General features: G+C 50.6%; 11 protein-coding genes. 6 read left to right on the forward strand and 5 right to left on the reverse strand.

What is annotated here, in order from left to right; translation table 11 throughout:
- Positions 1-45: 45 nt before the first annotated feature.
- On the forward strand, positions 46-747 hold the full coding sequence (locus tag AC4GL5_RS14085; RefSeq protein WP_490383429.1) for a penicillin-insensitive murein endopeptidase: 702 nt from the start codon (positions 46-48) through the stop codon (positions 745-747).
- 241 nt (positions 748-988) lie between these two features.
- Positions 989-1,798 carry a crotonase/enoyl-CoA hydratase family protein gene (locus tag AC4GL5_RS14090; protein ID WP_490383430.1) on the forward strand — a complete coding sequence of 270 codons (810 nt, stop codon included), beginning with the start codon at positions 989-991 and terminating at the stop codon, positions 1,796-1,798.
- Here AC4GL5_RS14090 and AC4GL5_RS14095 read toward each other — a convergent pair.
- On the reverse strand, positions 1,791-2,288 hold the full coding sequence (locus tag AC4GL5_RS14095; protein WP_490383431.1) for a hypothetical protein: 498 nt from the start codon (positions 2,286-2,288) through the stop codon (positions 1,791-1,793). The genes AC4GL5_RS14090 and AC4GL5_RS14095 overlap by 8 nt on opposite strands.
- A 206-nt stretch (positions 2,289-2,494) precedes the next feature.
- Here AC4GL5_RS14095 and AC4GL5_RS14100 point away from each other — a divergent pair, with 206 nt between their 5' ends.
- The gene (locus tag AC4GL5_RS14100; protein WP_490383432.1) at positions 2,495-2,800 is read left to right on the forward strand and encodes a hypothetical protein; all 306 of its coding nucleotides are present in this window, start codon (positions 2,495-2,497) and stop codon (positions 2,798-2,800) included.
- 96 nt (positions 2,801-2,896) lie between these two features.
- Here AC4GL5_RS14100 and rarD read toward each other — a convergent pair whose 3' ends face one another.
- Positions 2,897-3,793: an EamA family transporter RarD gene (rarD, locus tag AC4GL5_RS14105; RefSeq protein ID WP_490383433.1), complete on the reverse strand. Its 897-nt coding sequence runs from the start codon at positions 3,791-3,793 to the stop codon at positions 2,897-2,899.
- 372 nt (positions 3,794-4,165) lie between these two features.
- On the opposite strand from rarD, the gene AC4GL5_RS14110 reads away from it, so the two are divergent.
- From AC4GL5_RS14110 to AC4GL5_RS14120, 3 genes are all read left to right on the forward strand, one after another.
- Positions 4,166-4,648 carry a MarR family winged helix-turn-helix transcriptional regulator gene (locus AC4GL5_RS14110; RefSeq protein ID WP_490383434.1) on the forward strand — a complete coding sequence of 161 codons (483 nt, stop codon included), beginning with the start codon at positions 4,166-4,168 and terminating at the stop codon, positions 4,646-4,648.
- 94 nt (positions 4,649-4,742) lie between these two features.
- Positions 4,743-5,894, forward strand: a complete 1,152-nt coding sequence (locus AC4GL5_RS14115) for a methyltransferase (protein WP_490383435.1) — start codon at positions 4,743-4,745, stop codon at positions 5,892-5,894.
- A gap of 107 nt (positions 5,895-6,001) precedes the next feature.
- Positions 6,002-6,133 carry a hypothetical protein gene (locus AC4GL5_RS14120; protein ID WP_490383436.1) on the forward strand — a complete coding sequence of 44 codons (132 nt, stop codon included), beginning with the start codon at positions 6,002-6,004 and terminating at the stop codon, positions 6,131-6,133.
- Between the two features lie 52 nt (positions 6,134-6,185).
- On the opposite strand, the gene AC4GL5_RS14125 is transcribed toward AC4GL5_RS14120, so the two are convergent.
- The 3 genes from AC4GL5_RS14125 to fadB all read right to left on the reverse strand — a co-directional run bounded on the left by AC4GL5_RS14125 (position 6,186) and on the right by fadB (position 10,489).
- On the reverse strand, positions 6,186-6,707 hold the full coding sequence (locus AC4GL5_RS14125; protein WP_490383437.1) for a DUF3124 domain-containing protein: 522 nt from the start codon (positions 6,705-6,707) through the stop codon (positions 6,186-6,188).
- A gap of 339 nt (positions 6,708-7,046) precedes the next feature.
- A complete protein-coding gene (gene fadA, locus AC4GL5_RS14130; protein ID WP_490383438.1) occupies positions 7,047-8,222 on the reverse strand; it encodes an acetyl-CoA C-acyltransferase FadA in 1,176 nt (391 codons plus the stop codon).
- 119 nt (positions 8,223-8,341) lie between these two features.
- Positions 8,342-10,489 carry a fatty acid oxidation complex subunit alpha FadB gene (fadB, locus tag AC4GL5_RS14135; protein ID WP_490383439.1) on the reverse strand — a complete coding sequence of 716 codons (2,148 nt, stop codon included), beginning with the start codon at positions 10,487-10,489 and terminating at the stop codon, positions 8,342-8,344.
- Positions 10,490-10,942 lie beyond the last annotated feature (453 nt).

The raw sequence follows: 10,942 nt of genomic DNA on the forward strand, positions 1-10,942 counted from the left end.
GGTACAGGAATCGATCTGAATTCCGACAACATTAAGGACTACGCCATGACAAGGAAGCCGAGCACAACAGCACTCCTGAGCCTGCTTTTACTCACCTCACCAATGCTTAGTCAGGCTGAGAATAAAAGTTCTACCTGCTTTGGTACCACCGCCAATGGGCGACTGGAAAACGGACTTGAACTGCCCGCCAGCGGTAATAACTTTGAAAGCTACAGCAGGCTTGCCCGGTTTGCCGGACGCACCTATGTGCATTCGGAGGTGCATGCCATTTTGTTGAACGCTTATCGGAAGTTAGAAAGCGAGCAGCCCGACAAAGTCTACAAGTATGCCGAAACAGGTTTTGAGGACGGTGGTAAATTCTCTCCCCATAAAACCCACCGCAACGGCCTGTCAGTCGACTTTATGACGCCAATGCGAGACTCAGAAGGGACTTCAGTTCATCTGCCAACCCATCCATTCAATAAGCTGGGCTACAACATAGAACTGGATTCCAAAGGCCATTATGAAGACCTCAGCATCGACTACGACGCCCTGGCCGCTCACATTGTGATGCTGGACCGAGCCGCTAAAGAAAGGGGACATAAAGTCTGGCGGGTCATTTTCGATCCCAAACTACAGAAACCACTTTTTGATACCCAATATGGCGACTATCTGCGTCAAAATATCCTTTTTTCAAAAAAACGCTCCTGGGTACGTCATGATGAACACTATCACGTCGACTTTATCGTTCCCTGCAAAACACTATAAATCAGGACACATCCCTGCAGCTGGAATTCAGATAACCAATATTACCAGACAGCAACCAACCACTCCGGCCTGACCAGTCTGACGAATGCTAAGCAGGAAACCGATCCCTGCTTGAGCTATTTTCAAACAGGTGTTTAAATGCTTTCAGAATCAGTTTCGGAGCTCACTCAAGGAAGTGTACTCAAAGCAAACCTACTGAGATTCCGTCTGAAGCCCAAATAAATACAATACTGAGGGATTTATGTCTGACACTAAACGGATCGCCTTTGAGCGCTCAGGCCACACTGCCATCGTACGCTTTAACCGCCCGGAAAAAATGAACGCGCTGGATATGGCGACCTTTGCCGAAATCCTGCAGATTCAGCAGGAAATCGCGGCGGACAATGCCATCCGGGTTGTGGTGCTGACCGCAACCGGAGATAACTTCTGCGCCGGTCTCGATATTCAGGGTGTAATGACCGATCCCAATGCAGTTGAGACGCTGCTCAGTCAGCCGGAGGATTATCAACTGGCAGACGCCAAAGCACTGGGCAACTATGTGCAGCAGGTGGTTGTTGGCTGGCAGCAACTTAAAGTGCCGGTGATTGCTGCTCTTAATGGTTATGTATTTGGCGGTGGGCTGCAGATTGCTCTGGCTGCAGATTTTCGTATTGCTCACCCTGAAAGTCAGCTTTCCGTAATGGAAATCCGTTGGGGCATTATTCCCGATATGGGCATTTCGGTAGTCGCTCCTTCCGTTGTCGCCCGTGATCAGCTGAAAATGCTGGCAATGACCGGAGAACGGATTTCAGGAGCACGGGCAGAGCAGATCGGTTTGGTCACTCAGGTTGACGCGGAGCCGGACGATGCAGCACTTAAGCTTGCCGAAATACTCAGCGATAAGAATCCTCAGGCAGTTCAGAGCATCAAGCAACTCTTCGATAGCGAAAATCTGTCACCGTCAGAAAGCCTGGCTCTGGAAGAAAAACTGCAACGCCAGATTCTTTTCAGCCCAAACCAGATAGAGGCCGTTCAGGCGAATCTGCAGAAACGTCAACCCGAATTTAGCTAACGATCTTATTTGCAGCAGCTGCCTCTTTCGCCTGATCATGATCGAACAGATTTCCCATCAGGCGAAAGCTGATCCAGACCAAAGGATAAGTACTGACGACTGTCGTCAGTATATCGGCAAAGGTATGGTAATCCAGCTCCATCATCAAGAGTCCATAACCCGCTCCCGATAACAGCGCTACCACCAGTACCATAAGGCCTGTTAAAGAGATCAGCCATGGACGTACTGAAGGCTTGTCTGCCACAGGTAACAGAGCCAGTGCCCACAACGACTGATAGAGTGGCAGCAAAACTGCCGTATGAGTGCTGTAATCCAGCCCCCAGCTACGCCATAAGCCAAGGTAATGCTCCAGTGCACTAAAACCAAAGATCAGACCGAAACTCACCAGTAACATGAACACAACAGCTTTGAGATACTTGGCCCGATAGGCGACACCAAAAACCAGACCACCCAAAACCGGCGTATAAAGATCAGCAATCAATGGCCACATAAAAGCTCCGTTTAAGTCGTTTGCGCCACCAATGAGAATCCTGGTGACATTTATCCTACAAAACTCGACTTGTAAAACTTTATCTACAAATCAATATGTTAGAACAGCTTTACCCTCTATGCCTTTACCGTTAGTCTAGCCGCCTACTGTCATGAGACAGTTCAAACTTGGTTTTTGTTCTGACGGAGGAATCCGGAGTTCCTGCTATGGATCCATTAACGAAAAACATTACTGAACGGGCGCGTCAGCTGACCCGTGATCTGCTGGAACCGCACACTGAGGTGTTTAAAGGTGCCGCTGAGCTTACTGCAAGCGGTTCTCAGGCGTTGGGTATTGTAAACTCTGAACTGACCCGACTGGCCCTGAGCTGTCAGCAGACTGAGCAGAAAGAAGCCATTATCGAAGGTTTCTCTCTGGCATTGGCGCAACTGAAATGGAATGCAGAGGATGCGGCTTATCTGGTGCGCAATCTGGAAAAAGAACTGCTGCCACGCTCTACCCGGATCAACTAACCGATTGCAGCTTGAAGCGTTCACCCTAATATATCCTTCCAAAAGCCTTATTGATTGCCAGCAATATGCAGGCTATTTTTTATCCTTAACAAAACGCTAACCGGCAGAGATATTCGGATAGCGTTTCATTCGCCAGGCCTTCTGCACACCTTCGATCACCAGCAAACCAACCGCCGTCCAGATAGCGATATACGTCAAACGCTCGTGCTCGGCAATGCTTTCCCCTAACAACAAAGAGACAAAGACCAGCAGGACCGGCTCCAGATAACTGAGCAAGCCAAACAAGCTAAACGTCAACAGCTTCGCCGACAACAGATAGAAGATAAGTGCCAGCGCACTGATCAGCCCCAAACCTATTACCAGCCACCAGAGAGAAGTGTTCTGAGAAAAAGCATGGATTTCGCCCGCTCCAAGAGCAAACCAGGCCGCCATAGGCAGCAGCAAAAACATGTCACACCAGATACCGCCCAAGTGGTCATTACCCTGCCAGCGGCGCAGTAAAAAATAGAGGGGGTAACCAATTGCTACCACAAAGGTCGCCCAGGATACCCCGCCGGTTTGCCAAACCTGATTAGCAACACCAACCAGAGCTGCCAGCACCGCCAGAAGTTGCCAGCGTGATAATTGCTCGCCATAAACAAAGCGCCCCAGAACAACCATCACTAACGGCATCATAAAATAACCCAGCGAAACAGGAAGGCCGTTACCATTGAGCGGGGCCCACATAAAGAGCCAAAGCTGCACACCCACAAGTGATGCCGACAGAGGCAATCCAAGCCAAAGTGAAGGACGCTTTTTCAGCTCCTGAAACAGGGAAACCACTAAACGCCACTCACCGCTCAACCACAAATAAAGACTCACTCCGGGCAGAGTAAACAGCATACGCCAACCAAAAATCTGCTCACCATCAAGGGGTGCCAGCCAAGCCGGATAATAATACAGCAAGGCAAACATAAAGGATGATGACAACAGCAAGGCAACTCCGTTTGTCACGGCTTAACTCCCTTTAACAAAGCAAAAAATGATGATCAACAGAAGCCACCCAGCAACCGTAGAAGTCGAAAGCAGGCGATGTTACCAGTTTTAAACCAAAGAGAAAGCAGGTGAGAAAAATATCGTTTATTTTTCAAAAGGTTAATTATAAGCTGCCACCCGAAGTGAAAGCGTTGAATGATGTCTGATCCGGCCAGAGAAAACCCGCCGATAAATATCCGCCACTGAAACACCTGTTGACTATTTATTTCGGGCAATTTCGGGAGTTTAGGCTGGCGAATACCTGCAAAACCGCTATCATTACCCATTGCTGCGATCTAATGATTACAGATCAAAGAATCAGACACACAATCAGGTAAATTAAGAAGCCCCATGCAATCCTACGAAGAAGTTCTTGTTGCCATCCGCCAAATCATTCGCGGTATTGATCTACATTCCCGAAAGTTGAATAAGAGCACTGGTTTAACTGGCCCTCAGCTGGTTATTTTGCAGGAACTGGAAAAAGGTGGTGAACACTACACCATTCGTGAGCTGTCCCAGATGGTCAACCTGAGTCAGGCCACAGTGACCACCATTTTGGATCGTCTTGAAACCAAGGGACTGGTAGTACGTCAGCGCAGCACCATTGATAAGCGTAAAGTACACGTTCTTCTGACTGAGAAAGGTACAGAACTACTGAGCGAATCACCGACCGCGCTGCAGGAAGAATTTATCGCCAAGTTTCAAAGCCTTGAAGGTTGGGAACAAAACCTTCTGCTTTCTTCCGTACAACGCATCGCTCAGATGATGAACGCTGAAAAACTGGATGCCGCACCTTATCTTGAGGTCAGCAGCTTTACTCCCGAGAAAAAATAAACACTCGCGCTATCGTCTTCAGCAACCGGAGCCCCCTCCGGTTGTGACCTAATTTCATCTCTCATCGATCCGAATGACCAACAAGGCTACCTTTATGGAACAACTCTGCGTGCCTCAGGGCCAGTTTCAGCTAAGCCGCTTCCCCCTTCGTCAGAAAGACACTCTAAGAGCCTGGGATGCCGCTGACGAATATATCCTGAACCATCTGGCTGAGGAGCAGACCAGCTTAACCGGCAATATCCTGATCCTGAATGACAGCTTTGGTGCGTTAAGCACCGCACTGGCAGCACACCAGCCCGCCATGATGAGCGATTCCTTCCTTGCCAGTGAAGGTTTAAAGCAAAACTTACGTCAGAATGAGATTACCGAAGACAACGTCCGCTTTCTGAATAGCCTGCAGACCCCAGAACAACCTCTGGATCTGGTGCTGATTAAGCTACCGAAAAGTCATTCCATGCTGGAAGAACAACTGCACCGCATCCGCCCTTTTATTCATACCGGAACCCGTGTTATTGCCGGGGCGATGACCAAGCTGGTGCACACCAACACCCTGAAACTGTTTGAACACATCATAGGCCCGACCAAAACCTCACTGGCAGTCAAAAAAGCCCGCCTGATTTTTTCAGAAGTGGCTGAGCTTAACCTACCGAAAAATCCTTACCCGCTGACTCTGGATCTGAAGGGCGAACAGTTTACCCGCAATCACTACACCCTCAGCAACCATGCCAACGTCTTCTCCCGCGAAAGCATGGATATCGGCTCCCGCTTCTTTCTGCAGACTCGTCAGCAGGAAAATATCGCATCCGATGAAGCTCTATCGATTATCGATCTGGGCTGTGGTAACGGAGTGGTTGGCGTTATTGCCGCGGAGCGCTTCCCTAATGCACAGCTGCATTTTGTTGATGAGTCCTATATGGCGGTGGATTCCGCGCGCATCAACTTCCAACGCGCCTTCCCCGAGCGGGAAGCTCACTTTACCGCGACCGATTGCCTGGCAGGGCTTGAAGCCAATAGCGCGGATCTGATTCTGAACAACCCACCCTTTCACCAGCAGAATGTGGTCGGTGACTTTATCGCTCTGCAGATGTTCAAAGAATCGAAAAAGGTACTCAAGAAAGGGGGCGCGCTTTGGGTCGTCGGTAACCGACACCTAGGCTACCACGCCGCTCTGAAACGCCTGTTCGGCAACTGCACACTGGTCGCCAGCAATAAGAAGTTTGTCGTGCTGAAAGCGGTGAAGCGCTGACTATCAACTAGTTTTAGCAGATCCATTGACTTCTCGCACTAGCGTGCAATTTCTAAAGCTCTATTCTTAACTTGAAAAACCACAAGGAAAGGTTCAAGGAGAATCACATGAGTATCAAACCCGGCCCTAAACCAAAAGCAGAGTCAACTGGAAAAACTGATCGTAGAAGACGAGTAACTCCTGAAAATAAAAAGAAGCACCCTACCCTAAAAGAACATGAACACAAAAAGGATGAGTAAAAAAATGCCCTCACTGATGAGGGCACTTTTGATCCAGCCACACCGCCAGCAATCACTCACAAGGCAGCAGCTTTACGCTGCGGGATAAGAAACTCAGCCCTTTGGTGCCACGATAACCCGCCATAACCGCTTCGATCAGAGGCTCCTGTGCATTTTCATCGGTTGCCCAATGCACGATGAAGTTAGCGCCTGCTCCGCCGGAAAGATCCTGCTGGTCGATCACGAAAGATGCTGTCGCCATGGGCGCCAAAGCAAACCAACTACTCATCAGGCTATCAAGTTTTTTCCCAGTGGTATCAAAGTAATTAACGCTTTTTATAATCAATCGCTTATCAGCATTCATATTACGGACGCTCAGGGTCACCGCCAGCGGTACCTGGGAGCTTTCAGACAAATAGATATGTGAATAGGCCGGAACATAAACCGAGCAATCACGAGTGGCTTTGACCTCTTCCGGCTTTACCGGATAAAAGTGCGCGCCATGGCCGGGGCTTTTACGCAACAGTTCACTCTGAGCCGGTGACGCGACCATAAACGCAATAAGCACCAGCCCAAACTTCAATACCTTCTTCATAAACTGCTCCCTCTGTCCTTTGCTGATATACCCGCAGTATACCCAGTTACCCTGTGCGGGGACGAGTACGGATATTATTCAGAACACAGGTTGTAACGATTTGATGAGACAGATCAGAGATTAAGAAAGGGAAGACATCGCAGGCATAAAAAAACCGGCCCCGTGAAGAAGGCCGGTACTTCTAACCAATTGTTGCGTTCGTTGGCTCAATCTTAAACGCAACACAGAAGTTCAAGAGTGTGCAGGTGCCACTAGCTTTTGACTAAAGGGATTAGCAAAAAGTGCTATGCAGGCTGACGTGCAGGCTCAGTTGCACGCCGGACAATCCGAGCGTCCGGATCACAGACGCTCGAATACGGTTGCCACGCCCTGGCCCATGCCGATACACATGGTCGCCAGACCGAGGGTTCCCCCCTTCTGCTCCATAACATTCAGCAGAGTGGTAGAGATACGGGTACCAGAACAACCCAGAGGGTGACCCAGTGCGATTGCGCCGCCGTTCAGATTCACTTTGTCGTCAACCTTATCCAGCAGTTGCAGATCTTTCAGTACAGGAATCGCCTGTGCCGCGAAGGCTTCGTTCAGCTCAACGTAGTCGATATCGTCGATGCTCAGACCCGCCGCTTTCAGTGCTTTCTGAGACGCCGGCACAGGACCGTAACCCATAATGGACGGATCACAACCCGCGACACCCATAGAGCGAATCTTAGCGATAGGCGTCAGACCCAGCTCCTGTGCGCGCTGTGCAGACATCACCAGCATGCCGGAAGCACCCACAGACAGTGCAGAAGACTGACCTGCGGTTACAGTGCCGTTGCGCGGATCAAATACCGGACGCAGACCCGCCAGACTCTCCATGGAGGTTTCAGGACGGATTACTTCATCATAGGTGATCAGCTTGCGGAAACCGTCAGCATCATGGCCTTCAACACCGATAATCTCTTTGTCGAAACGACCCGCCTGCGCGGCTTCATACGCCAGTTTGTGTGAACGCACACCGAAGGCATCCTGGTCTTCACGGCTGACACCGTGCATCTTGCCCAGCATTTCAGCGGTCAGGCCCATCATCATCGCGGCTTTAGCGGCATACTTGGAAGCCGATGGGTTAACATCAACGCCGTGCATCATGTCGACGTGGCCCATATGCTCAACGCCACCGACCATGTACACATCTCCCAGACCGGCCTGAATGTTAGCCACAGCGATGTGCAGTGCTGACATAGAAGAACCACACAGACGGTTTACGGTTTGTGCCGGTACGGTCTTAGGAATACGGGTCAGGATGGAGGCGTTACGGGCGATATCGTAGCCCTGCTCCAGTGTCTGGTTAACACAACCCCAAACGATGTCATCAATCTCAACCGGGTCCAGTGCCGTGTTACGGTCCAGCAGACCTTCCATTACAGCAGCGGATAATTCTTCAGCACGAACATTGCGAAAAGCACCATTCTTCGCTTTCGCCATGGCGCTACGGGCGCCATCTACAATTACTGCATCACGAGGATTCAGGCTCATGATCTTCTCCTAATTTTTTGTTCTGGTTCCGGCTGAGTCGCTCAGGCGATACCTCAGCCGAATATCGCGGTTCGGTTGCACGGCCGGAGCACTCGGGCTCCGCCGTGACTCAGTAACACTTAAAAGTAAGTCTTACCTTCTGCTGCCATCGCACGCATCTTCTCAGTCGGCTGGTACAGAGGACCCAGCTCTTCAGCGTACTTGTCTGCCATCGCACAGAAGGCTTCAAGGCCGATGCTGTCGATGTAGCGCAGCGCACCACCGCGGAATGGAGGGAAACCGATACCGAAGATCAGACCCATGTCTGCTTCAGACGCTGTTTCCACGATGCCATCTTCCAGACAACGAACCGTCTCGATGCACAGAGGAATCATCATGCGCTCAATGATCGCTTCGTCGGTCAGTTCACGATTGTCCTGCACCAGAGGTTTCAGCAGGTCGTAAGCGGCTTCATCCACCACTTTCTTCGGACGGCCTTTGCGATCTTCTTCATAGGCGTAGAAGCCCAGCTTGCTCTTCTGGCCCAGACGCTCCGCTTTGTACATCACGTTCAGAGCCGTTGTACCTTCACGGGCCATACGATCCGGGAAGCCCGCCGCCATCACATTGTTAGCGTGTTCTGCTGTATCCATACCCACCACATCCAGCAGGTAAGCCGGGCCCATCGGCCAGCCGAACTTCTCCATCACCTTGTCCACGCGCTGGAAGTCAGCACCGTGCTCGATCAGGCTCATAAAGCCGCCGAAGTAAGGGAACAGAATACGGTTCACCAGGAAGCCGGGGCAGTCGTTCACCACAACCGGGGTTTTGCCCATTTTCTTCGCGTAAGCAACGGTTGCTGCAATCGCTTTCTCGCTGGTTTTCTCGCCGCGAATCACCTCAACCAGTGGCATCTTGTGTACCGGGTTGAAGAAGTGCATGCCGCAGAAGTTTTCCGGACGCTTCAGGTTCTCCGCCAGAGAGGTGATAGAGATAGTTGAGGTGTTCGAGGTCAGGATGGTGTCTTCAGAGACCTGATCTTCCAGCTCTGCCAGAACCGCACCTTTTACTTTCGGATTTTCAACAACCGCTTCCACCACCAGATCAACGTCACCGAAGTCACCGTAGCTCAGGGTTGGGCGGATCGCATTCAGAGCATCCGCCATCTGCGCCGGTGTCATGCGCTTACGCTCAACACGCTTGGCCAGCAGTTTCTTGGCTTCATCAAGACCCAGCTGCAGTGCTTCTTCGTTGATATCCTTCATCAGGATCGGCGTGCCTTTATAGGCTGACTGGTAAGCAATACCACCACCCATAATACCGGCACCCAGTACCGCTGCTTTGTTCACCGGCTGAGCATCTTTTTCATAAGCGCCGGATTTTTTCTTCAGCAGCTGATCGTTCAGGAACAGACCCACCAGGCTGTTCGCCACCGGGGTGCGAGCCATACGGGCAAAGCTTTTCGCTTCTGCTTTCTGGGCTTTCTCACGACCTTCGGTCGCACCCTTCTGCATGCTCTTGATCGCTTCTTTCGGCGCCGGATAGTGTGGACCGGCCTGCGCGGCGACCATGCCTTTTGCCGTTTCAAACGACATCATGGATTCGATCATGTTCAGCTTCAGCGGCTCCAGTTTTTCCTGACGCTTCGCCTGCCAGTTCAGCTTACCGGCATTCGCTTCTTTGATCAGATCGATCGCTGCTGAATCCAGCTTCTCCGGTGCAACAACTGCATCCAGCGCGCCTTCTTTCAGAGCAGCTTCCGCTTTTTTCTCTTTAGTGGCGCAGATCCACTCGATTGCGTTGTCGTTACCGATAATACGTGGCAGACGAACCGTGCCGCCCCAGCCCGGGATGATACCCAGCTTCACTTCCGGCAGACCGACGCGGGCAGCGGTTGAGCCCACACGGTAATCCGTGGTCAGGCAGATCTCAAAACCACCGCCCAGCGCAATACCGTTGATTGCAGTAACGGTTGGGTACGGCAGATCTTCAACGCGGTTAAAGATCTGATGTACCGCCATGTTCATCTCAACCAGCTCTTCTTCAGACTGACCGAAAGCATCGTGGAATTCTGTAATATCCGCACCGACAATAAACACGTCTTTTGCACTGCGAATCACCAGCCCCTGAACACCGTCAGCTTTTACCAGAGCCTGAGTGGCCTCATCCAGCTCCTGAATGGTCAGCTTGTTGAATTTGTTGACGGATTCACCCTGCAGATCAAAGGTCAGTTCCGCAATACCGCCTTCAATCTCTTTTACCGTGATGGCTTTACCTGCGTAAATCATCCACTGCTCTCCCCATTGGGTCTTGGTTCTTTTCCTCAGCTGACGACTTAATCCTTATTGTTGTGATTGCGCGTCAGCTGAAGCCAGTTGTTCTGCTGTATGAGGTTCGGATTACTGAAACAGAGTTTTTTCAAGTCATGTTTCATACGAATATTTCATACAACCGTTTGAATATGGAATTACAATGCGTCAAAAATGGAAAACTGTCAAACCCTTTATAGGTTAAAAAATCACTTTTAGCGCGACCTTGGGGTCATAAATCTAGGACACAGAGCTCAGGATTGTCCCTGTTTGCGTTTAAAACCAATAAAAAAGCGCGAGGCAGCACCAAAAAAACAGGGAAAGGAGGCAGGGAACAGGAAGCAGAAACAACAGGCATAAAAAAACCCGCTTTCCGTAGAAAGCGGGTTTTTCGAATTTGGCTCCCCGAGCAGGACTCGAACCTGCGACCAA

This window comes from Oceanospirillum sp. (genome assembly GCF_982874595.1).

Coding starts and splice junctions, on each gene's coding strand:
- AC4GL5_RS14085 (WP_490383429.1), top strand. CDS start 46: ATGACAAGGAAGCCGAGCACAACAGCACTCCTGAGCCTGCTTTTACTC.
- AC4GL5_RS14090 (WP_490383430.1), top strand. CDS start 989: ATGTCTGACACTAAACGGATCGCCTTTGAGCGCTCAGGCCACACTGCC.
- AC4GL5_RS14095 (WP_490383431.1), bottom strand. CDS start 2,288: ATGTGGCCATTGATTGCTGATCTTTATACGCCGGTTTTGGGTGGTCTG.
- AC4GL5_RS14100 (WP_490383432.1), top strand. CDS start 2,495: ATGGATCCATTAACGAAAAACATTACTGAACGGGCGCGTCAGCTGACC.
- AC4GL5_RS14110 (WP_490383434.1), top strand. CDS start 4,166: ATGCAATCCTACGAAGAAGTTCTTGTTGCCATCCGCCAAATCATTCGC.
- AC4GL5_RS14115 (WP_490383435.1), top strand. CDS start 4,743: ATGGAACAACTCTGCGTGCCTCAGGGCCAGTTTCAGCTAAGCCGCTTC.
- AC4GL5_RS14120 (WP_490383436.1), top strand. CDS start 6,002: ATGAGTATCAAACCCGGCCCTAAACCAAAAGCAGAGTCAACTGGAAAA.
- AC4GL5_RS14125 (WP_490383437.1), bottom strand. CDS start 6,707: ATGAAGAAGGTATTGAAGTTTGGGCTGGTGCTTATTGCGTTTATGGTC.
- fadA (WP_490383438.1), bottom strand. CDS start 8,222: ATGAGCCTGAATCCTCGTGATGCAGTAATTGTAGATGGCGCCCGTAGC.
- fadB (WP_490383439.1), bottom strand. CDS start 10,489: ATGATTTACGCAGGTAAAGCCATCACGGTAAAAGAGATTGAAGGCGGT.